The sequence below is a fragment of the Pedobacter africanus genome (assembly GCF_900176535.1).
GTDB lineage: Bacteria > Bacteroidota > Bacteroidia > Sphingobacteriales > Sphingobacteriaceae > Pedobacter > Pedobacter africanus.
The window spans coordinates 1-25,485 of record NZ_FWXT01000003.1; the positions used below are offsets into that span (position 1 = coordinate 1).

23 protein-coding genes and 1 pseudogene are annotated in these 25,485 nt (G+C 43.0%); 15 read left to right on the top strand and 9 right to left on the bottom strand.

Annotation, left to right across the window (positions count from 1 at the left end):
- The 6 genes and pseudogenes from B9A91_RS17175 to B9A91_RS17200 form a co-directional block, all read left to right on the top strand.
- Positions 1-258 (top strand): annotated as a pseudogene (locus B9A91_RS17175) (hypothetical protein); the annotation flags it as partial.
- A gap of 228 nt (positions 259-486) precedes the next feature.
- On the top strand, positions 487-1,740 hold the full coding sequence (gene fabF, locus B9A91_RS17180; RefSeq protein ID WP_084240268.1) for a beta-ketoacyl-ACP synthase II: 1,254 nt from the start codon (positions 487-489) through the stop codon (positions 1,738-1,740).
- A gap of 126 nt (positions 1,741-1,866) precedes the next feature.
- Positions 1,867-3,495, top strand: a complete 1,629-nt coding sequence (locus B9A91_RS17185) for an acyl-CoA carboxylase subunit beta (protein ID WP_084240269.1) — start codon at positions 1,867-1,869, stop codon at positions 3,493-3,495.
- Positions 3,496-3,596: 101 nt separating this feature from the next.
- Positions 3,597-4,562 carry a thioredoxin-disulfide reductase gene (trxB, locus tag B9A91_RS17190; protein ID WP_084240270.1) on the top strand — a complete coding sequence of 322 codons (966 nt, stop codon included), beginning with the start codon at positions 3,597-3,599 and terminating at the stop codon, positions 4,560-4,562.
- A 101-nt stretch (positions 4,563-4,663) separates the two neighbouring features.
- Positions 4,664-6,568, top strand: coding sequence for a beta-N-acetylhexosaminidase (locus B9A91_RS17195; RefSeq protein ID WP_084240271.1), 1,905 nt, complete (start codon positions 4,664-4,666; stop codon positions 6,566-6,568).
- A 31-nt stretch (positions 6,569-6,599) separates the two neighbouring features.
- Positions 6,600-7,211, top strand: a complete 612-nt coding sequence (locus tag B9A91_RS17200) for a hypothetical protein (RefSeq protein ID WP_084240272.1) — start codon at positions 6,600-6,602, stop codon at positions 7,209-7,211.
- Positions 7,212-7,216: 5 nt separating this feature from the next.
- Here B9A91_RS17200 and B9A91_RS17205 read toward each other — a convergent pair whose 3' ends face one another.
- Both B9A91_RS17205 and B9A91_RS17210 read right to left on the bottom strand, forming a co-directional pair.
- Complete coding sequence (locus tag B9A91_RS17205) at positions 7,217-7,849, bottom strand: response regulator transcription factor (RefSeq protein ID WP_084240273.1); 633 nt, start codon at positions 7,847-7,849, stop codon at positions 7,217-7,219.
- Entirely contained in the window at positions 7,842-10,787 is a 2,946-nt protein-coding gene (locus tag B9A91_RS17210) for a ligand-binding sensor domain-containing protein (protein ID WP_235012594.1), read from the bottom strand. Before B9A91_RS17210 ends, B9A91_RS17205 begins: the two co-directional genes overlap by 8 nt.
- Positions 10,788-11,035: 248 nt before the next feature.
- On the opposite strand from B9A91_RS17210, the gene B9A91_RS17215 reads away from it, so the two are divergent.
- From B9A91_RS17215 to B9A91_RS17225, 3 genes are all read left to right on the top strand, one after another.
- Positions 11,036-11,398 (top strand): hypothetical protein, encoded by a 363-nt coding sequence (locus B9A91_RS17215; protein ID WP_144008983.1) that lies wholly within the window; start codon positions 11,036-11,038, stop codon positions 11,396-11,398.
- Between the two features lie 26 nt (positions 11,399-11,424).
- Positions 11,425-12,282 (top strand): helix-turn-helix domain-containing protein, encoded by an 858-nt coding sequence (locus tag B9A91_RS17220; protein ID WP_084240275.1) that lies wholly within the window; start codon positions 11,425-11,427, stop codon positions 12,280-12,282.
- 88 nt (positions 12,283-12,370) lie between these two features.
- Positions 12,371-12,796: a hypothetical protein gene (locus tag B9A91_RS17225; protein ID WP_144008984.1), complete on the top strand. Its 426-nt coding sequence runs from the start codon at positions 12,371-12,373 to the stop codon at positions 12,794-12,796.
- Positions 12,797-12,943: 147 nt separating this feature from the next.
- Here the strand turns inward: B9A91_RS17225 and B9A91_RS17230 are convergent, their stop codons facing one another.
- A complete protein-coding gene (locus B9A91_RS17230) occupies positions 12,944-13,540 on the bottom strand; it encodes a hypothetical protein (RefSeq protein ID WP_084240277.1) in 597 nt (198 codons plus the stop codon).
- Positions 13,527-14,024 (bottom strand): RNA polymerase sigma factor, encoded by a 498-nt coding sequence (locus tag B9A91_RS17235; RefSeq protein WP_084240278.1) that lies wholly within the window; start codon positions 14,022-14,024, stop codon positions 13,527-13,529. The genes B9A91_RS17230 and B9A91_RS17235 overlap by 14 nt, the downstream gene beginning before the upstream one ends.
- 132 nt (positions 14,025-14,156) lie before the next feature.
- On the opposite strand from B9A91_RS17235, the gene B9A91_RS17240 reads away from it, so the two are divergent.
- The 4 genes from B9A91_RS17240 (at position 14,157) to rpmA (ending at position 16,987) form a co-directional block, all read left to right on the top strand.
- A complete protein-coding gene (locus tag B9A91_RS17240) occupies positions 14,157-15,584 on the top strand; it encodes a dicarboxylate/amino acid:cation symporter (protein WP_084240279.1) in 1,428 nt (475 codons plus the stop codon).
- Positions 15,585-15,587: 3 nt separating this feature from the next.
- Positions 15,588-16,112: a hypothetical protein gene (locus B9A91_RS17245; RefSeq protein ID WP_084240280.1), complete on the top strand. Its 525-nt coding sequence runs from the start codon at positions 15,588-15,590 to the stop codon at positions 16,110-16,112.
- A gap of 82 nt (positions 16,113-16,194) precedes the next feature.
- Entirely contained in the window at positions 16,195-16,506 is a 312-nt protein-coding gene (rplU, locus tag B9A91_RS17250; protein ID WP_008241463.1) for a 50S ribosomal protein L21, read from the top strand.
- A gap of 55 nt (positions 16,507-16,561) precedes the next feature.
- Positions 16,562-16,987 (top strand): 50S ribosomal protein L27, encoded by a 426-nt coding sequence (gene rpmA / locus B9A91_RS17255; protein WP_084240281.1) that lies wholly within the window; start codon positions 16,562-16,564, stop codon positions 16,985-16,987.
- Between the two features lie 68 nt (positions 16,988-17,055).
- On the opposite strand, the gene B9A91_RS17260 is transcribed toward rpmA, so the two are convergent.
- The 3 genes from B9A91_RS17260 to rnr all read right to left on the bottom strand — a co-directional run bounded on the left by B9A91_RS17260 (position 17,056) and on the right by rnr (position 20,778).
- Positions 17,056-17,424, bottom strand: coding sequence for a helix-turn-helix domain-containing protein (locus B9A91_RS17260; protein ID WP_084240756.1), 369 nt, complete (start codon positions 17,422-17,424; stop codon positions 17,056-17,058).
- Between the two features lie 221 nt (positions 17,425-17,645).
- Positions 17,646-18,614 (bottom strand): polyprenyl synthetase family protein, encoded by a 969-nt coding sequence (locus tag B9A91_RS17265; RefSeq protein WP_084240282.1) that lies wholly within the window; start codon positions 18,612-18,614, stop codon positions 17,646-17,648.
- Positions 18,615-18,648: 34 nt separating this feature from the next.
- A complete protein-coding gene (rnr, locus tag B9A91_RS17270; RefSeq protein WP_084240283.1) occupies positions 18,649-20,778 on the bottom strand; it encodes a ribonuclease R in 2,130 nt (709 codons plus the stop codon).
- Between the two features lie 101 nt (positions 20,779-20,879).
- On the opposite strand from rnr, the gene B9A91_RS17275 reads away from it, so the two are divergent.
- Complete coding sequence (locus B9A91_RS17275) at positions 20,880-21,776, top strand: mechanosensitive ion channel family protein (RefSeq protein ID WP_084240757.1); 897 nt, start codon at positions 20,880-20,882, stop codon at positions 21,774-21,776.
- On the opposite strand, the gene B9A91_RS17280 is transcribed toward B9A91_RS17275, so the two are convergent.
- Positions 21,768-23,483, bottom strand: a complete 1,716-nt coding sequence (locus B9A91_RS17280; protein ID WP_084240758.1) for an ABC transporter ATP-binding protein — start codon at positions 23,481-23,483, stop codon at positions 21,768-21,770. The genes B9A91_RS17275 and B9A91_RS17280 overlap by 9 nt on opposite strands.
- 95 nt (positions 23,484-23,578) lie before the next feature.
- Between B9A91_RS17280 and B9A91_RS17285 the strand changes: the two genes are divergently transcribed.
- Positions 23,579-24,889 carry a nicotinamide mononucleotide adenylyltransferase gene (locus B9A91_RS17285; protein WP_084240284.1) on the top strand — a complete coding sequence of 437 codons (1,311 nt, stop codon included), beginning with the start codon at positions 23,579-23,581 and terminating at the stop codon, positions 24,887-24,889.
- A gap of 97 nt (positions 24,890-24,986) precedes the next feature.
- Here the strand turns inward: B9A91_RS17285 and B9A91_RS17290 are convergent, their stop codons facing one another.
- Entirely contained in the window at positions 24,987-25,478 is a 492-nt protein-coding gene (locus tag B9A91_RS17290) for a YajQ family cyclic di-GMP-binding protein (RefSeq protein ID WP_084240285.1), read from the bottom strand.
- Between the last annotated feature and the right edge of the window lie 7 nt (positions 25,479-25,485).

The window sequence follows — 25,485 nt, forward strand, 5'->3', positions numbered from 1 at the left end:
TATGCAGACGACCGCAACATCAAAATGGAGCAGGACAAGATCCACTATTCTGAAATACTGAAACGCAAGACTGACGATCTGGGTTACTGGAACCTTGATTTTCAGGCTACAAAATACGGGTCAAATGCCCAGCCTTTATATGTGCTGGCCGGACATGACCTGGTTCCCCTGGTAAAACCACAGGGCGCCATATTCGATGCCAAAGAATATGCTGCTTACCTGCAAAGTGGTGTAGATGCCTATAAAAAGGGGAAATAAAGAGCCTATTCATAAAAAAACGAAAATAGGTAGTTAATAATTAAACTTAGGTCGGTGGATGCCGACCTTGTTTATTTTATGTGACTGAGGCTTAGGGGTTTGATGTAGATTGACATCATCAGTTGGACTGATGTTTAAAATGTTTGACAGTTAAATAGAGTTTTAGTCGGTAAACTATGTTATTTTTGGCTTTTAATCGCATAAATTAGGAAATAGTTGACAACAAATATGAAAAGAGTAGTAGTAACAGGTTTAGGCGCTATAACCCCATTGGGGAATACGGTAAGTGAATTTTGGAATAATATTGTAGCGGGCAAAAGCGGTGCTGCGGCAATTACAAAATTCGATGCTTCCAAATTCAAAACCAATTTTGCTGCTGAAGTGAAAGACTTTAATGTTGAAGCTTATATTGACAAAAAAGAAATAAAAAAATATGACCTGTATACCCAATATGCGGTTGCTGCGAGCGATCAGGCCATAAAAGATGCCGGGCTTGATTTTCAAAATATGCCTGAAAACGAACGTTACGAGGTGGGCGTAATCTGGGCATCCGGCAATGGCGGTATCGGTACTTTTGAGCAGCAGCTTAAAGAATACCACCTGGGCGATGGAACGCCAAGGTTCAGTCCATATTTTATTCCTAAAATGATTGTTGATATTGCTGCAGGCGTGATCTCTATCCGTCATAAATTGCATGGCCCTAATTATGCCACAGTTTCTGCCTGTGCTTCATCAAATACCGCCATCATCAGTGCTTTTGATACCATTCGTTTGGGTAAGGCCACCATTATGGTGGCCGGAGGTTCAGAAGCAGCCATTACAGAATCATCTGTAGGCGGTTTCAACTCTGCACATGCTTTATCTAAAAACAATGATAACCCGGCCGGCGCTTCGAGGCCTTTTGATAAAGACCGCGATGGCTTTGTGATTGGTGAGGGTGCAGGGGCTCTGATCCTTGAAGAACTGGAGCATGCCATTGCCAGAGGTGCCACCATTTATGCTGAGCTGGTAGGTGGTGGTATGGCTGCAGATGCCTACCACTTAACGGGTACCCCGCCGGACGGGCTGGGTGCATCCTTAGGTATTGCCAAGGCACTGGCCGATGCAGGTATCGGGCCTGAAAAAATTGATTATATCAATGCGCATGCTACTTCTACCGGATTGGGCGACATTGGAGAGCTTCAGGGAATTAAAAAAATATTTAAGGATTTGCCTGTTGCCATCAGTGCCACCAAATCCATGACCGGGCATTTACTGGGTGGTGCAGGGGCGATTGAAAGTATCATCAGTGTGATGGCGATCAGGGATGGCGTTATTCCGGGAACGATCAATACGGAAAATGTTGATCCGGAAATCCCTGCAGGAATGAACCTGGTTATCGGTAAATCAATCCAGCAGCCGGTAAACTATGTATTGAACAATACTTTTGGTTTTGGCGGTCATACGGCAACGTCGATCTTTAAAAAATATACGGCAGAATAAACGTTGCCGGAATGATACGAAGGGCCCGGCTGTTTTTTAACCGCCGGGCTTTTGTTTATGATGCTGCTATACCAAAGCCCGAATTGGACTTTTGCTCTCCATAAAAATAAAATCTAACTTGCCGATATGAACATAGAATTCAATAAGAACGAGGACGTTAACAAGCAGTCTGTTTATGAATTAAAAACACGGCTGAAAAAAATATTTGCAGGCGGAGGAGAGAAAAGCGCAGCCAAACAAAAAGAAAAAGGTAAGCTGCTGGCGCGCGAACGGATTGCCTACCTGATCGACAAAGAAACCCAATTCCTGGAAATAGGGGCATTTGCCGCCGATGGAATGTATGCCGAACAGGGGGGATGTCCTTCCGCCGGTGTGATTTGCGGTATAGGCTATGTTTCGGGCAGGCAATGTATGATTGTGGCCAATGATGCTACGGTCAAAGCGGGAGCTTGGTTTCCGATGACGGCGAAAAAGAACCTTAGGGCCCAGGAAATTGCCATGGAAAACAGACTGCCGGTAATTTACCTGGTAGACAGTGCAGGGGTTTACCTGCCCATGCAGGATGAGATCTTTCCAGATAAGGAACACTTTGGCAGGATGTTCAGGAACAATGCCATCATGTCTTCTGAAGGTATTGTGCAGATTGCTGCCATTATGGGTTCATGCGTTGCCGGAGGGGCCTACCTGCCCATCATGAGTGATGAGGCTATGATCGTTGACGGAACAGGATCTGTATTTCTGGCTGGTTCTTACCTGGTGAAATCGGCTATAGGGGAAGATGTAGACAATGAAACACTTGGCGGTGCCACCACACATTGCGAGATATCGGGGGTGACCGACTATAAACATCCCAATGACCAGGCCTGTTTAGATAGCATCCGTAACATCATCAGTAAAATGGGGGCGCCAGAGGTGGCTGGTTTCGACAGGATCAAACCTGCTCTGCCCAAACTTGATGAGGAAGAACTTTATGGCATTTTGCCTGAAAACAGGGAAAAACCTTATGATATGCTGGATGTCATCCATCGCCTTGTTGATGATTCTGATTTTGAAGAATATAAAAAACTGTATGGGCAAAGCATTATATGCGGACTGGCAAGGATAGATGGCTGGGCAGTTGGCATTGTGGCCAACCAGCGCAAAGTAGTGAAATCTAAAAAAGGGGAGATGCAGTTTGGCGGGGTAATTTATTCCGACAGTGCCGATAAGGCCACGCGTTTTATCATGAACTGCAACCAGAAAAAGATACCGCTGGTATTTTTACAGGATGTGACCGGCTTTATGGTGGGCAGCAGGTCTGAGCAGGGGGGGATTATTAAAGATGGGGCCAAAATGGTAAATGCTGTAGCCAATTCCGTAGTACCTAAATTTACCATAGTGCTGGGGAACTCTTATGGGGCAGGTAACTATGCCATGTGCGGCAAGGCCTATGATCCGAGGTTGATTTTTGCCTGGCCAAGTGCTAAAATAGCTGTAATGGGCGGTGCGCAGGCTGCAAAGGTTTTGCTGCAGATCCAGGAGGCATCACTTAAAGCCAAAGGGGAAACGATCAGCCCTGAAAAAGAGGCTGCGTTGCTGGCTGAAATTACCGACAGGTACAACAGCCAAACTACCCCATATTACGCCGCTGCCCGCCTTTGGGTAGACGGGATCATAGATCCAAAAGATACGCGTAAAGTGATTTCTATGGGCATAGAGGCGGCAAACCAGTCGCCCATAAAAAAGCAGTTTAACGTTGGGGTAATCCAGACCTGATTGGAATTATAATCTATACATCACAATGTTGCATTTGTTACATCAATGTTGTTTGTGTATAGCGGGATAAAGCGTAATTTTGTATAACAATAGATAAATATATGTCACAAGAACAAGAAACAGAACACGTTCAATGTTTAATTATAGGTTCAGGACCTGCAGGATATACTGCTGCGATCTATGCAGCAAGGGCAGATCTGAAACCAGTTATGTATACAGGTATGGAGCCTGGTGGACAGTTGACACAAACTACTGATGTGGACAACTTCCCTGGTTACCCGACCGGGATTATGGGCCCGGAAATGATGGAAGATTTTCGCAAACAGGCGGAGCGTTTTGGTACCGATATCCGTTTTGGTTACGTTAGTGCGGTCGATTTCTCTTCATTGCCCCATAAAGTAGTGGTAGATGACATCAAAACCATTACTGCTGATACTGTGATCATTTCTACAGGTGCTACTGCAAAATGGCTTGGGCTGCCAAGTGAGCAAAAATACAATGGCTTTGGGGTTTCTGCCTGTGCTGTTTGTGACGGGTTTTTCTTTAAAGGACAGGATGTGGCCATTGTTGGTGCCGGCGATACAGCTGCTGAAGAGGCTACCTACCTGGCTAAACTGTGCAAAAAAGTATATATGCTGGTGCGCAGGGACGAGTTCAGGGCTTCAAAAGCAATGGTACACAGGGTATTGAATACACCAAACATCGAGGTGATCTACAATACAGAAACCAAAGAAATATTGGGCAATGGCAAAAACGTAACTGCAGTGCGGGTGGTGAACAACCAGACCGGGGCAGAGACAGACCTGCCTGTTGAGGGCTTCTTTGTAGCCATTGGTCATAAACCAAATACGGATATTTTTAAAGGACAGTTGGATATGGACGAAACCGGTTACCTGAAAACCATTCCCGGATCAACAAAAACAAATATTGAAGGTGTTTTTGCGAGCGGTGATGTTCAGGATAGCTATTACCGCCAGGCGGTAACTGCAGCAGGATCGGGCTGTATGGCTGCATTGGATGCAGAACGTTATTTAGCGGCCAAAGAGCATGTTTTGAAGTCCGTTTAATAATTAATAACAAATTATAAAAAGGGATAGGGTCTTTTACAGATTCTGTCCCTTTTTTTTTACCTTAGGCATAAAATCAATCTAATATATCAATCACACGGATGAAAAAACTACTATCTATTGTTTTGCTTGCATTTTTATATGTAAACGCTGATGCACAAAGCGACAGCAACATGGGAATTATTCCTGTACCGGTATCCGTTAAAAAGGGAAACGGAACTTTTAAACTTGATAAAACAGTTGTGCTGGTTTCAAACGACCAGAAAAACGCCAAATCGGCAGATCTTTTGAATGCTTTTATAACCCGTCATGGCGGCTTCGCTTTACGTACAGTTAAAGCTGCAGGTGCCAATGAACGTGCCATTATTCTAAATAGCGAAGGAGCAGAAAAACTTCCGGCCGAGGGGTATACGATTGCCATTACGCCAAAAAATATTACCATCACCGGTAAAGATGCAGGGCTGTTTTATGGAGTACAGTCGGTCATACAGCTGATGCCTGAAAAGCGCAACAATGAGATCCTGATCAGCACTGCTGAAATCAACGATTACCCAAGGTTTAAATACAGGGGAATGCACCTTGACGTGTCGCGTCATTTTTTTCCTGTAGCTTTTGTTAAAAAATACATCGACTTGCTGGCCCAGTATAAGATCAATAACTTTCACTGGCATTTAACCGACGATCAGGGCTGGAGGATAGAAATTAAAAAATATCCTAAGCTGACTACAATAGGCGCATCCCGGAACGGAACGATTATTGGTCACCACCCAGGTGTAAATACCGATGGAGAGGAGTATAAAGGCTTTTATACACAGAATGAAGTAAAGGAAGTGGTTGCCTACGCTGCAGCCAGGTTCATCAATGTTGTACCCGAAATAGAATTACCAGGACATGCTTCAGCAGCTATTGCCGCTTATCCAGAGCTCAGCTGTTTTCCCGATCGCGATACTTTTGTAGATGCCAAAACACCATGGTCGGGTTCGCGTAAAGGCAAGCAGGTACAGCAAACCTGGGGCGTATTTGACGATGTGTTTGTGCCCAGCGAGAATACTTTCAAATTCTTAGAAAATGTTTTTGATGAAGTGATCGCACTTTTCCCTTCCAAATATATCCACGTTGGCGGTGATGAATGTCCTAAAGAATACTGGAAACAAAGTGAGTTCTGCCAGAACCTGATGAAAAAGTTGAATTTAAAGGACGAGCATGAGCTACAGAGTTATTTCATTCAGCGCATGGAAAAATACATCAACTCGAAAGGACGCAGGATCATTGGCTGGGACGAGATCCTGGAAGGAGGACTGGCACCGGATGCAACAGTGATGTCTTGGAGGGGCACACAGGGGGGGATTGCTGCTGCCCAGCAGAATCACGATGTGATCATGACCCCTGGCGGTCCTGTTGGTCTGTATTTCGACCATAAACAATCCAATTCGGCAGATGAGCCCACCAATATCGGCGGACTGGCCCCTTATTCCCTGGCTTATGCTTACGATCCGATGCCGAAAGAGTTGAATGCCGATCAGCAGAAATACGTAATCGGTGTACAGGCAAATCTGTGGACGGAATACATACAGTCTACAGAAAAAGTGGAATACATGGTTCTTCCAAGGATGTATGCCTTGGCTGAAATTGCCTGGAGCCCCGTGGCGCGTAAAGACTTTAAAAACTTTTCTGAAGAACGCCTGCCCCTGCACCTGGCGAGGTTAGATCAGACCAATACAAATTACTGGGTACCTACTCCGCTGGGTCTGGACCAGAAGGTGATAAATGGAGAAGATTTTAACATCACTTTAAAAGAGCCGGTACCGGGATCGAAAATTTATTATACGTTTGACCTTACCCGTCCTTCTGAACTCGCCGAACTTTATACCAAACCTATTAAGATTAAAGTGGCGAAAGGGCAAAAACAGGTGTTGAAAACAATTGTTGTAACCAAAAGCGGCAAAAGCAGTGTAGTAACTGAAACTATATTAAACAACGGTAATCCCGACGTAAAAACCAAATAAAGGGGAAGCCTGAAAATAAACAGATAAAGCAATGAGATATTTAACAAAGTTGGCCTTCCTGCTTGGCGGAGTTATTTTAATGGCTTCCTGCAGCGAAAACAAAGAAGAAAAAACCGTAGTGAAACAGCAGAGGGCAACTGCTGAAAAAAAGAGCGGACAATTTCCTTTTTATAAGGACATTAATGTAAAACCAGGACTGAATTTTGAGGTGGTAAGCTGGGGAAAAGGGGTAGACAGCATAGGCGGCTACCTTATCCTGATGTCTGATTCGGTAAGAAACAATTACAATTCTTTCTCCAACGAACGCAAAGGGATCATTACCGATGCATGGAACATGGATATGGACAACGACGGTAATCCGGAGATTTATATTGAACTGCTAAGCAAGAAAAACGTGCTTGACCTGAATGTTTATGAATATTCGGGCGGCGACTTCCGGAAAATTACTTTTCCGCCGTTGAGCAGCAACATGAAAAAGAGCTATGCGGGAAATGATAAATTCATTATCAAAAATGGCGACCTGTTCCGTTCTTTCCCTGTAGTGAACCCTAAAGACACTACAGTTAAAGCGGGGGAAGTAAAAATGATCCAGTATAGCTTAAACGGTAACAGTTTCTCTGTAAATGAAGTAAAACAGGAATAATAAATTTATACCAGACGATTGCTTTTGGCAACTTTTATAGCATCTGCCTTGGAGTTCACATTGAGCTTCAGGTAGATGTTTTTTATATGCGTTTTAACGGTCTCTATTTCTATAAACAGCTCCGTCGCAATCTGGGACCGGTCTTTGCCCCTGGTGATTAAGCTCAGGATTTGTGTTTCCCTTTTTGTAAGTGGTGAATCGGGGTTCTTTTGCAGGGAAATGATCACTTTTTTTGCCACATTGGGGCTCATCGGGCCGCCACCCTGCAATACCTCTCTAATGGCCTCGATCACTTTTGCCGAAGGGGTATTTTTAGTGAAATAGCCGGAAGCCCCGTTGGCCAGTGCCTCGAGAATTATTTTTTCCGTTTCATGCACCGTAAGCATGATAATATAAACCTCGGGCAATAATTTCTTCAAAACAGGAAGTGCATCTATACCGTTGGTCCCGGGCATTTGTATATCCAGGATAATGACATCCGGATTGTCTTTAACGATCTTCTGTCGGGCGGCGTCAAAAGAGGGGTAAGTATTCACTACCTGGTAGGGAGAGGTATTGTTGATCAGGTAGCTGTAGCCTTCCCTGATGGTCTGGTCATCCTCTATAATGACCACCCTGGCTTCTGTCTGGTTATGCATCTTTTGACGGTTTAGATTTAGAGAGCGTATTCAGAGCGAGCATTTTAACAGAGAGCGCTATAATTGTACCTTTTTGATTTGAACTGATGTCTAATTTGCCGTTGATCCGGGCCGCGCGCACATTCATGTTGTTGATGCCATGCCCATTGCCTGCAGATTCGAGATCAAAACCTGCCCCATTGTCTTCAAGCTGAATCTCCAATGTATCCTTATTGATTTTTGCAATGAACTGAACATGATCGGCTTTTGAATGTTTTAAAGCATTGTGTACCGCCTCTTTAAATATCATTAAAATATTCCGGCTAAGCTCTAAAGGAAGTCTTTTGTCCATATCTTCCAGGGGAAGATCTTCCTCAAAAAAGATGTTGGTTTCGTTAAACATCTCATATCCAAATTCCTTTATGCGGCTCAGCAGCTCGTATAAAGTATCATGTTTCGGGTTTAAAGACCATAATATGTCCTTTGTACCGGTATACAGTTCATTCACATTGGTTTTTATTTTTTGAATGATCGCCTTTTTTTCGGTGTCGTTGCTATCCATCATACTGTTCAGTACTTCTGATAAGACTGATATCCGGGTAAGTTTGTTACCCAGATCGTCATGAAAATCTTCGGCGGTTTGTTTTCTGATCTTAAATTGCTCTTCCAGCTTTATTTTTAGCCTCAGTTTACGTTGTCTTTCATTTAGGTTAATGATAACGTATACAGAAAGTATGATCATCAAAACAATAATAGAAAGTATAAAGATCTTGAAAATGGTGGTCTGATAATAAGGCGGTGTAATTTCGAAACTGAAGGCGGCGACATTTGCTGAACTTATACCGTAAGGGGTGACTGCCTTTACCTGGAAAGTATATTTGCCGGGAGGCAGGGCCGTATAATTGACGGATGAATTGCTGGTGGGATGGCCAAACTTGGTGTCGAGCCCTATGAGCCGGTACTGATAGAGTACCGCTTTTGGATTGCTGAAATAAATGCCGGTGAAATTGATGTTGAGGTGATTGCGGTTGTAAGGCAGGGAGATGGTGTTGCGGAGCTCATTTTCGTTATAGGTGGCCTGAAGGTTGTTTTGCCCCCCTTTTTTGTTCTGGGACAATACGCCTGCAGAATTGATGAAAACATAGGGCCTGCTGCTTGCTGAAGGGCTGGCTGTATTGTCGTAAACGATGGCCCCTTTGGTGGTACCTATCCATATGTTGTTCTGATGTTCCAGAATGGCATTCTGGTTGCATTCTACCACGAGCGCATTCTCGTTGCTGTTTCTCATCAGGCTGAAATCTTTTGAATTGAGGCGGTTTATACCCCTGCCTGTTCCTACCCAGATCACCCCTTTGCTGTCGGTCAGCAATGCATAAATATGGTCGGAAAACAGACCGTCGTTTGTACTCAGTTGTTTAACAGCATTGTTTGTCCGGTTCCAGATAACCAACCCGTTGTCGGCCGTTCCAAAAAGTATATATGGTCCCCGTTTGAGCATAGACAGGATGCTTGAACCGGAAAGGGATTTGGGTTTTAAAGGGAGTACATCCTTTTTGTTGCGGATGAGGTAAACCCCATTCTGGGTGCCGCTGAGTACAGAATCCCTACCAATCTCCAACAGGCTGCTGGCAAAATGCCCGGTAATGCGGCTAATTTTATTGGTCTGATGCTCCATTATAAAACAACCATAATTGGTAGATAGCCAGATGTTCCGGCTACTGTCTTCCATAATGCTGTTGCAGGCGACTCCGCGACTCCCGTTGTCTATGCGCCTGAAGCGTTTATTGCTGTATATCCAGAGCCCCCCGCCAACGGTGCCTATCCAGATGCTGCCCTGGCTGTCTTTAAGCAAAAAGTTGATGCGCCGGGTGTCTTCATTATCAGAAGGGATGACTATCCTTTTGATCTGATCGTTTTTATGTACAAAAAGCCCGTCATAGGTCCCCAGCCAGATCTCATCAGGGTTGGGGCCGCTTATGATGCTCATGACAATGCTGTTTTGCAGACCTTGAGACTCGTCATAGGAGACATAACCTCCACTGTTAAACTTAAAAATGCCCGAGCCATCGGTACCCAGCCAGATGTTATTTTCGGCATCTTTAAAAATGTGTTTGACTTCATTATCGGTAAAGCCATTTTTTGCGTTGAAATGGATTTGCAGGTTCTTGCTGAGGTACCAGGCCCCTTTGTTAGTGCCCAGCCAGATATTTCCCCTGGCATCCTGGGCAATTGCAGTAGCCTTTTTGATGATGTCAGCATAAACCCTGCTGAGCTTTCCTTTTTCGGCAATGAATATACCGTCTGTAGTCAACAGCCAGATTTTGTCTTCTGCCAGTCGGTCAACCAGGAAACCGGTGATGATCAGGTTATTTACCTGTTTGTTTAATGATTTCGCATGCCATTTGTGGTTTTTCAAATAAAACAATCCACGCTGGTATACGGCGGCCCACACATTTCCGGAGCCATCGGTGCCCAATGCGGTTACCATTTCTGCACTGTCGGCAGTAATCCTTACCTGCTGAGTCTTTAAGCCGCTTGTTTTAAAAATCCGTCTTTCAGATATACCATAGATCTCACCTGAAGCGCTGCTGACCAGGTCGCCCGTCCAGTTTTTGTTGCCCCTATAATTGTAAAAATTACCATTATTGTAATATGACAGTCCCCGGTCGGAACCTATAAATAAATTGTCTTGTTTGCTGAGGGCCAGGGAAAGGATGAAATTGCTGTTCATTCCGTTGGTTTTGCCCAGGTTAACAAAGCTGCTGCCATTGAAACAGCTGAGTCCGCCCAGGGTGGCTATCCACAATCTTCTTTTCTGATCTTGCACAATGGAAGTGACCTGCGACTGTATCAGTCCGTCCTTAATGTCGTATTGCTCAAAATTATACCTTTGACCAAGGCCTTGCAGGCCAAAGCCAGAGCAGAAAAGGGCAATGAAAACTATTTTGACGAAATGCACGGTTTAAAGGTAAGCGGTTTTATACAACTGTAAATATATTTATCAGGACACAGATAAAAATAACCCTTTAAGGGGTGGTTTTTGTAACAAATTTGTTTGAGTTCAAGTCAAATCTATAATCACTTACGAAAAAAAGATAATCAGCTAAAAATAAAAATACCCCTTAAAGGGTTAGTGTTTTGTACCTGGATTCCATTAAATTTGTTTAATGTTCAGTTAGTTGTAGGGGCTAGCATATATTTAAAGATATGGACTTTAATAAAGGGTATAGGGTAGTTTTTGTTAAGTGTAAAGAAACTTCATTGTCTTTCTTTATGAATGTTCCTGGCTTTGCCTTTTATGAGAACATCGAGATACAGGGTAAAGAATGTCCGATTTTAAAACTAAGCAATGATGATTTTGTGATGCTTGTTGAAAAGGATTGTGCAGAGAAGGAGACTATAGTTTTAAAAACAGATGACTGCCTGAGGGACTACTATTTGTTTAAACAGAAAAGTATAACCAGCCTGACGAAACCAAGGTATGTGGCTAAAGGGCTTGAACTTTGCTTTGCAGATCCAAACGGCAACCAGTTTATCATGCTCGAAGAACGTGACTATACAGATGCCTGAACCATTTTTTAGAAGGGATAAATTAAATGAAGTACAACAGGATATTGGTAAATAAGAACGAGATCATAAGCGAGGTTACTTATGGTGCTTATTATCCAATGCTTACCGGTAAGTACGCATTTAATGCAGTTTTTACAGGAGAGGTGGATTACACCATCGAGAAACGCGCTGTAACGCTGGTTCCGGGAAGCTTTATTTTTCTGAACCACGATACCTGTTACTCCAGCAGGATCGATTCGCCGGTAGAGGTAAATACTTTTTCGGTTTGGTTTGATCCTGAGTTTGTACGGGATTTTGAATACACCAACTTTTCGGATGAAAGAACTTTATTGGATTGCCCGGAAGTATTTAAGCAGCAACAGCCGCGTTTTATAGAATCTATTTACACCCTCAACGGTGACGTTAAATTCAATCTGCTGCACCTGGCCAGGCACCTTGAAAAAGGTACCAACGACCAACTCCTGTTAAATGAATACCTTAACCATTGCCTGATCAATTATTATAGTCTCTACCACTCTGAAATCATCCGAAGGGAAGATGCCCTGAAATTTCTGAGCTGTGCCACAAAAACCGAGATCTTAAGGCGTTTGTCGCTTGCACGGGATTACATGATCAGCAATTACAATAAGAACATACGCCTGGACGACATTGCGCAAATGGCCTGTTTATCAGTAAATCATTTGCTGCGTACTTTTAAACAGGCCTATCAGCAGTCACCCCATCAGTTTTTAACAAAAGTAAGGCTCCAGCAGGCCAAGCACCTGCTGAAGAATACGGACTATCCTGTAAATGAAATTGTAGACATTGTAGGTTTTGAATGCCCAAGTTCTTTCATCCGGCTTTTCAGAAATTCTTTTAACATCACCCCAGGTCAATACAGATAGCTTAATGTATTGATTTTCTTACATTTAAAAGTGTTATCGGCATATCGTTTCTTATCGGATTCCTGGAAATTTAATAAAAAAAGAAACCATGAGAACAACGATTTTAATGAGTCTGGCTGTACTGGGTATAGTCGCATTCACCTCATCAATTGATCCTGTTAAAGGCCTTAATGCAAAACCTGACCTGGTTATTGGTGCCTTTATTGATGCGCAAATGCACAATGATGCAAAACTGATCAAGGTGATCCTGGATGATGATGCGGTGATCAACGTGAGCAGGGGCAAAACAATCATAAAGCATACTAAAAACGAACTGCTGAGTTTTTATAAGAAAATCGGTTATGTGACCCTTAACTGTAAAGCCAGCTACGAAATCCTTTCAGAAAGTGAAAGTGTGATCGTATCGAGGGTCGATTTTAAATTTGACCATTTTACACAGCAGAATTTTTTGACCATTCAGAAGGATAAAGACAATAATTGGAAAGTCGTAAATGTCAACAGATTTAATGTTTAATTAACAATATGGTGATTTTCGCTTATTGGCAAATGACCTGTTACCTTAAATTTGAAACCAGGAAGCCCATTATATAAATTTGGATGAATTTAATTTGGGTTAGTTAATAATAAGGTCATCCGATGAGTCCGGATGACTTTTTTTATTTTAGTGGGAGCTAAACTGCTCTCTCAGACGTTCAAATTTTTCAATCAGCAAGGCAATCCGCTCTTTTTCTTTTTTCATCACCGCTCTCCGCACCAGTGTAGAGCAGAAAATCATCCAGCCAAAGGTCAGGAATATAATTAGATATTGCAGCCAGCTATCGAAATAAGCAAGAATTTCAAAAAAGTAGAGCACGATACCCAGACTTAAGCCAATTGCATATACCCAGTACATTTTATTGTAAAGGTTAAAACGGCTGATCTGGTAGAGTTTTAAACTGACAAGAAACTCATTGGGATGGGTAGTGAAGTCGTTATCCGCTAGGAGTCTGTGGCTCCGGTACAGCATAAAAACCGAGATGGCGATGGCCAGCAGGAACAAGGTGATGCCGGCATGGGTAGTCCAGGAACTGAAATCGAAAAACAACCATAAGCTGGCTACGGCTACAAAAGATATGGCCATGCCAGCAATGTTCAATATGGATTTGCTGCGAATGGCGCTTACTTCTTTTTTTGCCTGTTTCAGCATTTCATCCGACGAGATTTTAACCTCAACAGTATGTGCTTGCCAAAGCGATTGTATGTGATCAAATTCTTGCATGCTGATTGTATAATTCTGTAAGTTTTAATTTAATGCGGTGGATCTTTACCCGGAGATTACCTTCACTGATACCCGAAATGTCTGCGATTTCATTGTAAGGCAACTCATCGAGCACCATCGTAATGATCAGGCGGTCGTTCTCTTCCAGTTTGGATATGGATTTGTAAAGCAATGCAATCTGTTCATTTTTCTCTGAAAGTTCTTCCGGCCTGTTCTCTATGATATTATCCGTAAGTTCGTCTTTTGCCTGTCTTTTCTCTGATCTTAAATAAGTTAAGCAGGTATTTACCGCAATTCTATAGATCCATGTTGAGATCAGGGATTTGTTCCTGAATTTGTCCAGGTTTTGCCAGACCTTTAAAAAGGTTTCCTGCAAAAGATCATTGGCAGCATCTTCGTCTCCCGTATAGCCATAACACAAATGGAATATCTTTTTAGAATTTGTATCGAAAATTTGTTTAAATAACTGATCCTTTTTTTCCATTAATTAAAGGCTAATGGTGGTTAGATAGCTGCGGTTTAAAAATGTTACAGCGTTAATAAGGGCAAAAATAATAAATGTTTGCGGGCTTGGCGCAATTAATTACTTTTGTTGCAAATCAAACAAACCTTGTATATGAAACAAAACCGGGCCGGGTTAATCACTTTGTCGTTTATCACCATTGCAGCATTGTTAGGTGTGCTAAAGGACTTTAACATAGTTAATGTTCCGGAAAATGTAATGATGGCAACCCGCTGGCTGCTGGCCATTGAGCTGGTAGCTTACGCAATAATAAGGAAGAACCTGACTACCTGGATACTGGTATGCATGGTGCTGGGCGTATTTGTGGGGATCGATTATCCGCATGTAGCCGTAGCCTTGCAGCCTTTGAGTAAAGGCTTTATCAAACTGGTTAAAACCATTGTAGGTCCTATTCTCTTTGGTACCCTGGTGTATGGTATTGCCGGTCATTCCGACCTGAAGCAGGTAGGGCGTATGGCCTGGAAATCGATGTTGTATTTCTATTTTGCCACTACAATAGCCCTGTTTATCGGATTGGCTGCCATCAACCTTACCCAGGCTGGTGTTGGTGTAGACATCCAGAATATGCCACATAATGAGCTGCCAAAACCTGTAAAAGATGCGGCAGATGAAAGCATACTGAGCACATTGCCTGAAGGGGTGCACTGGCTGTATAAGACCCTGGCCTTTTTCAGGAATATTTTCCCGGAGAATATTGTGAAGTCTGTTTACGATGCGCAGATCCTGCAGATCGTAATCTTTTCGGTTATTTTTGGTGTTGGTCTGGCGATGGTTGATGAAAAGAAACGCAAGCCTATGGTTGATTTCTGTGAAAGCCTGTCGGAAACCATGTTTAAGTTTACCAATGTCATCATGTATTTTGCCCCAATTGGGGTAGGTGCAGCTATGGCCTATACGGTGGGGCATATGGGAGTAGATATCCTGAAGCACCTCTTTATGCTGGTCGCTACATTGTATATGGCTTTAATAGCCTTTATACTTATTGTATTACTGCCAATCGCCCTGTACATCAAGCTTCCGATAATGAAATTTATCAGTGCCATTAAGGAGCCGGTTTCCATTGCTTTTGCCACCACGAGTTCTGATGCCGCACTGCCTAAGGCCATGAGCCAAATGGAAAAATTTGGTGTGCCCCGTAAAATCGTATCATTTGTAATTCCTACTGGGTATAGCTTTAACCTGGATGGAACCACACTTTACTTATCGCTTGCTTCTATATTTGTGGCGCAGGCTGCAGGGATGCACCTGAGTTTTGGTGAGCAGCTGCTGATTGTATTTACATTGATGATCACCAGCAAAGGCGTGGCTGCCATACCAAGGGCATCATTAATTATTTTGATTGCAACTGCAGACCAGTTTGGCCTGCCAACATTTATCATCGCCGCCATTCTGGGGATTGATGAGCTGATGGATATGGGACGGACCTCTTTAAACGTTATAGGAAATTGTCTGGCCACGGTAGTGATTGCCAAATGGGAGGGTGAGTACAACCCGGATCAGGTTGAAATTAAAGAAGCATAATATATGAGTACCAAAGCAAAAAAAATATTTTTAGCACTAACTATTATTGTCCCTTTTCTGGCTTATTGCATCATTTATTATGTGCCAATGTTCAGGAATGCGCCGTTTAAATTGAAGGAATTTGAGTCTATTGAATTTAAGTGGGGGTTGGGAAACAATCTCGAAAATTCCTACAATTCGGCTACTGGTGACTATCAATATGTAAATGCCCAGGATTCACTGATCAAAACCAATGTAAAACTCAGAAAAGATGATATCCTCTACTTACATTCTAAGGCAAGTGAATTGGGCTTTTGGAACTTTCCGGACCTGATAGCCAATGCGGGTACCAATCTGGACTCTTCTAAGGTATTGCGCTATGTGATGGTGTTCAATTACAAAACCAAGTCTAAAAAGGTAATATATCTTACCGATTATACCGAAATACAAAAGCTGAAGGGGCTGGCCGAGCAGATGAAAACGCTGTTGATGCAGAGCATTAATGATGCAGAAGAACGCTACGGAAAGAAAGAAGCTTTAAAAAACTAAATGAGTTGTGTATTTAGAAAATAAAGTTCTATATTTGCACCTCGATAAAAATAAACAATTTAAAAATAATAATTAATTAACAATGTACGCAATAGTAAATATAGCAGGACAGCAATTCAAAGTTGCAAAAGACCAGCACCTTTTTGTACACCGTTTACAAGGGGATGAAGGCGCTAGTATTGAATTTGACAATGTATTGTTGGTTGAAGACGGTGGTAAAATCTCTGTAGGAGCTCCTGCATTGAAAGGCGCAACAGTTTCAGCTAAAATCGTGTCTCATTTAAAAGGTGATAAAGTAATCGTTTTCAAAAAGAAACGCAGAAAAGGTTACAAGAAGAAAAATGGTCACCGTCAGTATTTCACTAAGATCCAGATCTCTGGTATCAGTTTATAATTATTGTTAAACATAAGGTTACCTGCATTAGGTAGTTGATAAAATATAAAACAAGATGGCACATAAAAAAGGAGCCGGTAGTTCGAGAAACGGACGTGAATCGCATAGCAAACGTTTAGGTATCAAAATCTTTGGTGGTCAGGAAGCTATCGCCGGAAACATTTTGGTACGTCAGCGTGGTACAAAACATCATCCTGATAAAGGAGTAGGTATTGGCAAAGACCATACTTTATTCGCTTTAGTTGATGGTACTGTAATTTTCAAAAAGAAACAAGACAATAAATCATATGTTTCTGTATTACCTGCAGCTGTAGCTGCTCCGGTTGCAGAGAAAAAAGCCCCTGCTGCTAAAGCTGCAAAAGCTGCTGCTCCTGTTAAGGAAGCTAAAGCTGAAAGCGCACCTGCTAAAAAAGCACCTGCAAAGAAAGCTGTTAAAGCTGAAACTGAAGGTACTGAAGCAGAAGCAACTCCTGCAGAATAGTAACTGGCATTTAGTCATAAAAAAGGGTCATAACATTTGTGTTATGACCCTTTTTTATGACTAAATGTTCAGGCCCTTACTTTGGCCCTTCTTGATTTAATGTGGTTTAGTTCCTGCTCCAGCCTTTTTAAAGACATGGTAAAACTCCTGAATGACGTTTCCAGATCATTTATAATAAGGTCTATTTTCGCAGGATGCTCAGCGGCAGTCTTTGCAGGTTCTTCGCCATGCAGCAACCAGTCATAAGTTTTGCTATAATACCTGGCAATTTCATGTAGCGTGTTGAATGTAGGGTACTGATTGCCAAGCTCTATCTGTGAATAATTACTTCTTGATAAATTCAGGATATTGGCAATGAATGCCTGCGAAAGGCCATTTGTTAACCGCAGAACCCTAATGCGTTCCCCGATGTCTTTCTTGGATAGAATTTCTTCCATAAGTAATAATTTATTTGCTCCCATATTCGTCTCGCAATTATGGCTCCATAAAATCTATCATCTATCCGTGTATTGGTGAAAAGTGCAATATATTGTCAAATACTCCATCTTTTTTGAAGAAATGCCGTTGCTACGAAATGTACTGTGCGGCCTGGTTCAACAAAAAAGCCCGCAATTGGGGCATCAATTGTGGAAATCATTGCACAGAATAACAAGCAAAATTAGTGTTCCCTGCTCATCAGTAGGTCTGCAAGTTCATATAACTGAGACTTTCTGTCTTCCTCCACATCCAGATTGTTTAGTGCATTAAATGCCAGATCAGAGTAGTTTCGCATCTCTATGCTGGCCAGTTCCCGGATGTTATACCTGTCGTAAAGTGCTGTGATATTGTTTATCTTCTCTGCATGGTTTTTATTCCTGCTTTGACCTTCCAGTTCAGACAGATCTGCAGGACTGGCAAGCTCTTTGAGTTTTAGGAGCATCAGCGTTTTTTTATTGGCTATGATATCCCCACCAACCTGTTTGCCAAATTTTTCCGGATCGCCATATACATCCAGGATGTCGTCCTGCAGCTGAAAGGCGATTCCGAGATTGACCCCGAACTCGTACAGCTGACTGGCTTGCGCACTGCTGGCTCCAGCCACCTGGGCGCCTAACTTCATGGCCCCACCCAATAGCACTGCGGTTTTAAGGCGGATCATGTTGATGTAGTCGGGGATACTTACTGTTTGCAGTTCTTCAAATTCCATATCCAGCTGCTGTCCTTCGCAAACGCCCTGTGCAGTGGTATTGAAGGTTTCCAATGCGTCTTTCAATACTGTGCTCTCCAACATCGACAGGTGTTTATTGGCTTCTACCATCATTACATCGCCACTGAGGATCGCATTGTTTACGCCCCATTTTTCATGAACGGTCTGTTTGCCCCTGCGCAGAGGTGCATTGTCCATAATGTCATCATGGATCAGCGTAAAATTATGGAAGGTTTCAATGGCCAGGGCAGCAGGCATTGCTTTTTCTATAGCTGCTCCAAACAGATCAGCTGCCATTAAGGTTAATGCCGGCCTTATCCTTTTACCGCCCAGGCTCATAATGTAGCGTATGGGCTGATAAAGTCTTTCCGGTTGGGCCGGGTACCGGATGTTCTGAATAGCGTTTTCTATATTTTCCTGCAATTGGTTTGGAGTATACATTTGCTTAAAAAGGGTTTGCCCTGGGCGGTTTTTATTATTGAATTAAAGAGAAATCAATCTGACGTTTGGAGAGATCTACTTTCTTTACTTTTACCTGTACTTCGTCACCAAGCTGGTATTTTTTCTGTTTGCGCTGACCAACAATGCAGTAGTTTTTCTCATCAAGTACATAAAAATCATCCGTGATGTCCCTTAACCTGATCATGCCTTCGCACTTGTTTTCGGTCAGTTCTACATACATTCCCCATTCGGTAACTCCAGATATGATGCCGGAATAGATATTACCGACATTTTCTTCGAGGTACTCGGCCTGTTTGTATTTAATGGATGCCCGTTCTGCATCAGCAGCGCGTTTTTCCATAGCTGAAGAATGTGAGGCAGCTACTTCGTATTCTTCCTGATTGGCTGATTTCTCGTTGTTCAGGTATGCAGCAAGCAGGCGGTGCACCATTACATCCGGGTACCTGCGAATAGGTGAGGTGAAATGAGTGTAGTGGTCGAAGGCCAGACCATAATGGCTTGTTTTCTTGGTGGTATAAATGGCTTTGGCCATAGATCTGATGGCCAGCTGGGTCAGTACGTTCTGTTCTTTTTTGCCTTCCACATCTTCCATCAGGTAGTTTAAGGATTTTGCAATCTCCTTATCCGACTTCATATTGATCTTGTAACCAAAGCGTGCGGCAAATAAGGCAAAGCTACCCAGATTTTCCAGGTTTGGTGAATCGTGGGAGCGATAAACGAAAGTATATTTCTGTTTGCCTTTGCCTTTTTTAGCGATGAATTCAGCTACTTTTTTATTGGCCAGTAACATAAAATCCTCTATCAGCTTATGGGCGTCTTTACGTTCTTTTACATATACACCAGTGGGTTTGCCATGCTCGTCAAGCTTAAATTTCACTTCGGTGCTTTCAAAACTGATCGCACCGTTTTTGAATTTCCTGTCTCGTAGTATATAGGCCAGCTCATTGAGTTTAAGAATTTCAGGAGCATAATCCCCGGTTTTGGTTTCTATAACCTCCTGAGCTTCTTCATAGCTAAAACGGCGGTCGGAATGGATCACTGTGCGGCCAAACCACTCAGTTATTACATTTGCCTTATCGTCAAGTTCAAATACAGCTGCGAAACAAAGTTTGTCTTCATTTGGCCTTAAAGAACAGACCCCATTGCTTAAACGCTCAGGCAGCATCGGGATTACGCGGTCTACCAGGTATACCGAGGTGGCCCTGGCATAGGCCTCTTTATCCAGGCTGCTGTTAGGCTTTACGTAGTGCGAAACATCGGCAATGTGCACACCTACCTCGTAATTGCCGTTGTCAAGGATTTTAAAGGAAATGGCATCATCAAAATCTTTGGCATCTGCCGGATCTATCGTAAAGGTAACGGTATTTCTGAAATCCCTGCGACCCCTGATTTCGGCTTCACTTACCTGCTCCGGAATGGCATTGGCCTCGTTTTCCACTTCGGCCGGGAAGCTAAGCGGAAAGCCGTACTGGGCCAGGATGGCATTCATCTCGGTATTGTTCTCGCCTTGCTCGCCCAGGATGTGCATGATCCTGCCGATTGGGTTTTTGGCGCCTTCCGGCCATTCGGCAATGCTCACCTGTACTTTCTGCCCGTTCTTCGCCCCGTTTAGATCGCTTAACGGAACAAATATATCGTGCAGCATTTTGCGGTCGTCTATGTTTACAAAAGCATAACGTTCCGATATGCGGATAACCCCTATGAAATCGGTTTTTGCGCGTTCAATGATCTCTACAACTTCGCCTTCATTTTTTCGCCCACTTTTCTTGGCGTAGATATATACTTTTACCCTGTCGCCATGTAGCGCAGTGTGGAGTTTTCGTGCCGAAACAAATATATCTTTTTCAAACTCATCATCAGGAATCACAAATGCAGAACCATCAGTTGTCATATCTACTTTCCCGGTGAGGAATGTTTTGAGGTCTTTTAACCTGTATTTACCTTTCTCCGGTTCAGCAAACACACCTTTCCGGGCTTGTGCCTTAAGTATCTCCTGTATGGTTTCCCTGGATTCAGCATCGGTGATGTTTAATTTCGCCGAAACCTGTTTGTAATTCAGGGCTTCTTTATTGCTTTTCTGCAGTACATCGCTAATCAGTTGGATTAAAACGACTTCCAGATGAGAGGATTTCTTTTTTGCCATAATCTATTTATGAATCTCCCGAAGGTAACAATTTGAAGCGAGTATTGTTGTATTTTGTACCTTTGATTACCTGCATATGGTTTAACTTAAAACGATTAAAAATGATTGAAGACAGAGAAAGAAAAACAGGCAAGGAGCTTTTGATGATTTTTATTAAGGCTGTTGTTTATTTGTTTCTGGTCTATTTTTATATCCACAAGCCGTTGTTATACTTTAATTATCCAAGAGTTGAAAAGGTTGCGGGAGCTTTGATGGTTTTCCTTGGGCCAAGTCTCATTATATCGGTTGTTAGATTGACGATCATTTACTGGTATATCCGCAAGCATAAATTTAAAAGCAATGTGAAGGATAATTTTATACTGGGAATCAACCGCATCGAATCTATATTGAATACTGTGTTTATGGTTGTTGCCGCCGTCACTTTATTTGATATCACCCTTGATCGGTTTATCTTTAGCGTTTCCATAGTTGCGGCTGCTATTGCCGTTACTTTTAAAGAGTACATCAACAATATGATCAATGGATTGATCATTATGTTCTCTGACCGGCTTTCTCTGGGTGACCACATCAGGATAGGGGACCATGAGGGAAAAATCCTGGACATTACGCTGATCAACATGATCCTGCAGAACGAGGACAGCGACATGGTCATTATTCCCAATTCACTGGCCTTTAGTTCGGTGATTGTAAACCAATCTAAGCAAAATACCAAAAAACTGAGCATAGAGTTCGATATGTCGCTCGCCAATGGCTTTACACCGGAATACCTGGAAAACCATTTAAATAAGGTGATCAGCAGTTATTCGGAAAATGTGGTGGAAGGAGGGCTGACCGTAAAAACAATTGCCATCAACAAAGATGTGGTGATATTTAAGGCGATGATCCTGCTCAAAAGGTACGATAAGGTGAAGGAGCGAGAGATCAGGAGGGCCATCAATACTGCTTTGATCAGGTTGTCTGCCACACTTCATGGCACAAAAGAAAACAAACTATCCTAAAGCCCGGTTTCCCGGGATGGCGGCAATCAGACGCTTGGTGTAATCTGCCAGCGGATTATGGTAAATATCTTCGGGAAAGCCTTGTTCTTCTATCTTGCCTTTGTTCATCACCAGCATACGGTCTGAAATGTGTTTTACCACAGCCAGGTCGTGTGAAATAAAAATATAGGTAAGTCCGAATTCCTGCTGTAGTTCTCTGAGCAGGTTGAGCACCTGGGCCTGAACTGAAACATCAAGGGCAGATACAGACTCATCACAAATGATAAACCGGGGTTGTAAAGCCAGCGCGCGTGCAATCACAATACGCTGGCGTTGTCCGCCCGAAAATTCATGCGGGTACCTGTTAAAATATTCGGGCTTCAGATCTACACGCTTCAGTAAATTCAATACATGTGCCCTTCGCTGCTCATTATTTTCGAACATTCCATGCACCTGTAAGGGTTCCATGAGCGCATTACCCACTGTTAAGCGGGGATTAAGCGAGGAATAGGGATCCTGAAAAATGATCTGTATATCTTTTCTCATTTTTCGGAGTGTTGTTGTATTCAGCGAGCCCAGGTCGGTCCCGTCAAACAGCAGCTGGCCGGAGGTAGGCTCCACGAGTCGCAATATACTGCGGCCCAAAGTTGTTTTTCCACATCCGGATTCTCCCACAAGGCCCAAAGTCTCTCCTGGGAATACATCAAAACTGATGTCGTCTACTGCTTTCACATAACTGTTTGTTTTTCCAAACAAGCCTTTATTTACCGGGTACCAGGTACAGAGCTGTTTTACCTGCAACAAAGGGGGCTGGCTGTAAAGTTGGTCCCGTCGTTGGGCAATTTCTGCTGAGGTATAGCTGTTTACTTCCAGCAGGTGGGCAAGGGCAGTGTCTTTGTTATCGTTCAGGAAATCTGCCACTACAGGCAGTTTTTTCAATAGGCGTTGTGGCGAAGGTCTGCAGGCCAGCAAGCCTTTAGTGTAGGGGTGCTGGGGGGTGTTGAATAAGGTTGCAGCAGCCCCTTGTTCAACAATTTGTCCTTTATACATTACAGCTACTTCATCAGCAATTTCGCTGATCACCGCCAGGTCGTGCGAGATAAAGATCATGGCCATTCCGCGCTCTTCCTTAAGTTTTAGCAGTAGTTGCAAGATAGTTTGCTGTACGGTCACATCCAGGGCTGTGGTCGGTTCATCGGCAATCAGCAATTCGGGGTTGCAGCTCAGGGCCATGGCAATCATTACCCTTTGTTTTTGCCCGCCTGAAAGCTGGTGCGGATAACTGTCAAATATCTGTTCCGGTCTTGGCAATTGTACCTCTTTAAACAAGGCAATGGTCTTTTCCTTTGCGATGTGTTTGTTTACATTCTGGTGCAGCATGATGGCTTCTTTAACCTGGTAACCGCATGTAAAAACTGGGTTCAGGGAGGTCATGGGCTCCTGGAAGATCATGGCAATTTTATTACCCCTGTACTTCCTGATCTCTTCGGCAGATAAACTGAGCAGGTTGATGTGCTCAAAATCAATATTGCCCTCAATTTTTGTTCCCTGAGGATCGTGCAGGCGCATGATGGAGAAGGAGGTGACAGATTTTCCCGAGCCCGATTCGCCTACTATACCCAGCACCTTGCCTTTTTCAATTCCGAAATTTACATTACTAACCGCTTTAAACCAGGATTTGTCTTCCTTGTTTAAGAATTGTATGTCCAGATTTTTAACCTTTAGCATCTGAGAACCAAGGTAGTGATTTAGTATGAAACCCGCCGAATTTAAGAAAGCAAAATTCATCGCTGAAATCCGGCCCGTTTGCTTAATTTTGCAGTATGGAAAGAGAAATCCTTGATACCAAGCGCAAAGCTTTAAAGATTAACTTAAACCCCAAGATTTACGGAACCTTTGCAGAGATTGGCGCGGGGCAGGAGGTAGCCCGTAATTTTTTTACAGCTGGTGCTGCATCAGGTACGGTCGCTAAAACCATGTCGGCCTACGACATGACTTTTAGTGATGCGATTTATGGTGTGGAACCTTCGGGAAGGTACGTAAGCCAGTCGAGGTTGTTAAAGATGCTCAGCCATGAATTTAGCCTGCTTACCGAGCGTTTAAATACAGAAAAGTACGAGGAACGTGCATTTTTTGCTTTTGCTGATACGGTTACCACCCTAAACTACAACAAATCCAACGATCCGCATGGCTGGATCGGCATCCGCTTTCAGGCCGAACCGGGCGGGGAACCGAACGAGATCTTTTTTCATGTCCGGCTACTGGATACCGATGCTGCCCTGCAGCAGAATGTCCTGGGAATCATAGGCGTAAACCTCGTCTATGCAGCTTATTATTATAACCACGACCGCAAAGCGATGATTGAATCGCTGGCTGATAATTTAACGGTTGGTTCGGTTGAGATTGACCTGATCTCTGTAAATGGCCCTATATTTAAGGATGCAGATAACATCCTGCTCAACCTATACCTGATCGTTAAGGATTTTTCGGATGCGGCGATATTTGATGCCAATGGCAAGCCGTGTTTACCCAAAGATCTGCTGTACAAGAAGGACATCATGATTTTGCGCACCAAGTATGCACAGAAATCCAATCCTAACTTCAGCATGTTGAACAAGGCGGTGGACCAGTTTGTACGTACCGAAAATGTGCAGGAAGATAACCTGAGCGTACTGATCGAGGTATTGATGTCGAATGTATTATCTGCCGGCGAAGAACTGCACGACATAGACCTGCGCGCTGTTGCCAAGCGGGCCGAGGAAATGTGTAAAACGGGAAACAAGGTTATCGTATCCAATTTTGCACGACACAACAAGCTGGCAAAATATCTGGACCGCTGCAGGCCAAAAAGTGTGGGGATATCGACCAATATCAACAACCTAAAGTTTGTGTTCAATTCCAGCAATTTCGGTGAAAATTATTCCAGTCAGCTGCTGAGTTATGTAAGCGATATGTTCAGTAAAAATGTGAAATTGTTTGCCTATCCTTTCCTCGATAAAAAGACCAATGCCGTAATTACCAGTACCAATATGCCGGTAACACCAGATGCAAAACCCCTGTTCGATTTCTTAATCCTGAACGGCTATATCACAGATATTGAAGACTACAGCGAAAGTGATGTAAAGACCGTCTAGTAGCTGTATAGCAATTGGGTCAGTTTTAAACAAAACTGTCTGTGTAATTATTTTTTTACTTAAGAGTTAAACCCAGTACCAGGTTGCTGTTAGGGTTTTAGTTACGCATATTGATGAACTGTAAAGGCTGACCAAAGTCTTCCTGTCTGCAAAGCGAAATAACCTTCTGTAGCTCGTCGATACTTTTGCTTTGCACACGTACCTGGTCTTCCATCATGGAGGCCTGAACTTTTAGTCCGCTGGCCTTAATTTTTGCTACAATTTTTTTAGCTGTTTCTTTGTCTATGCCTTCTTTTACGGAGATTTCTTTACGGATCATATTACCGGATGCGTATTGCTCCTTGCCGAAGTCCAGGCTTTTGGCATCCAGGTTTTGTTTGATCATCCTGGAGATGATGGCATCCTGAATGGCTTTTAAACGCATGTCATCTTCCGTTACTATGGTAATCACATTGGTCTTCTTATCGTGGTCAATAGTACTTTTTGAAGTGCTGAAATCGTAACGGTTGAGGATCTCCTTTTTGGCATTGTTCATCGCGTTATCAAATGTTTGCGCGTCTACTTTGCTTACAATATCGAAAGTGGGCATGATTATT

Excerpts from the sequence above, each read along its gene's own strand:
- B9A91_RS17205 (WP_084240273.1), bottom strand. The coding sequence starts at position 7,849 with ATGCATAACCAGACAGAAGCCAGGGTGGTCATTATAGAGGATGACCAG.
- B9A91_RS17200 (WP_084240272.1), top strand. The coding sequence starts at position 6,600 with ATGAGATATTTAACAAAGTTGGCCTTCCTGCTTGGCGGAGTTATTTTA.
- B9A91_RS17265 (WP_084240282.1), bottom strand. The coding sequence starts at position 18,614 with ATGTATACTCCAAACCAATTGCAGGAAAATATAGAAAACGCTATTCAG.
- B9A91_RS17195 (WP_084240271.1), top strand. The coding sequence starts at position 4,664 with ATGAAAAAACTACTATCTATTGTTTTGCTTGCATTTTTATATGTAAAC.
- B9A91_RS17280 (WP_084240758.1), bottom strand. The coding sequence starts at position 23,483 with ATGCTAAAGGTTAAAAATCTGGACATACAATTCTTAAACAAGGAAGAC.
- B9A91_RS17185 (WP_084240269.1), top strand. The coding sequence starts at position 1,867 with ATGAACATAGAATTCAATAAGAACGAGGACGTTAACAAGCAGTCTGTT.
- B9A91_RS17260 (WP_084240756.1), bottom strand. The coding sequence starts at position 17,424 with ATGGAAGAAATTCTATCCAAGAAAGACATCGGGGAACGCATTAGGGTT.
- B9A91_RS17245 (WP_084240280.1), top strand. The coding sequence starts at position 15,588 with ATGAGTACCAAAGCAAAAAAAATATTTTTAGCACTAACTATTATTGTC.
- B9A91_RS17215 (WP_144008983.1), top strand. The coding sequence starts at position 11,036 with ATGGACTTTAATAAAGGGTATAGGGTAGTTTTTGTTAAGTGTAAAGAA.
- B9A91_RS17225 (WP_144008984.1), top strand. The coding sequence starts at position 12,371 with ATGAGAACAACGATTTTAATGAGTCTGGCTGTACTGGGTATAGTCGCA.
- rplU (WP_008241463.1), top strand. The coding sequence starts at position 16,195 with ATGTACGCAATAGTAAATATAGCAGGACAGCAATTCAAAGTTGCAAAA.
- B9A91_RS17285 (WP_084240284.1), top strand. The coding sequence starts at position 23,579 with ATGGAAAGAGAAATCCTTGATACCAAGCGCAAAGCTTTAAAGATTAAC.
- B9A91_RS17220 (WP_084240275.1), top strand. The coding sequence starts at position 11,425 with ATGAAGTACAACAGGATATTGGTAAATAAGAACGAGATCATAAGCGAG.
- rpmA (WP_084240281.1), top strand. The coding sequence starts at position 16,562 with ATGGCACATAAAAAAGGAGCCGGTAGTTCGAGAAACGGACGTGAATCG.
- B9A91_RS17290 (WP_084240285.1), bottom strand. The coding sequence starts at position 25,478 with ATGCCCACTTTCGATATTGTAAGCAAAGTAGACGCGCAAACATTTGAT.
- B9A91_RS17275 (WP_084240757.1), top strand. The coding sequence starts at position 20,880 with ATGATTGAAGACAGAGAAAGAAAAACAGGCAAGGAGCTTTTGATGATT.
- B9A91_RS17240 (WP_084240279.1), top strand. The coding sequence starts at position 14,157 with ATGAAACAAAACCGGGCCGGGTTAATCACTTTGTCGTTTATCACCATT.
- fabF (WP_084240268.1), top strand. The coding sequence starts at position 487 with ATGAAAAGAGTAGTAGTAACAGGTTTAGGCGCTATAACCCCATTGGGG.
- B9A91_RS17230 (WP_084240277.1), bottom strand. The coding sequence starts at position 13,540 with ATGCAAGAATTTGATCACATACAATCGCTTTGGCAAGCACATACTGTT.
- trxB (WP_084240270.1), top strand. The coding sequence starts at position 3,597 with ATGTCACAAGAACAAGAAACAGAACACGTTCAATGTTTAATTATAGGT.
- B9A91_RS17235 (WP_084240278.1), bottom strand. The coding sequence starts at position 14,024 with ATGGAAAAAAAGGATCAGTTATTTAAACAAATTTTCGATACAAATTCT.
- rnr (WP_084240283.1), bottom strand. The coding sequence starts at position 20,778 with ATGGCAAAAAAGAAATCCTCTCATCTGGAAGTCGTTTTAATCCAACTG.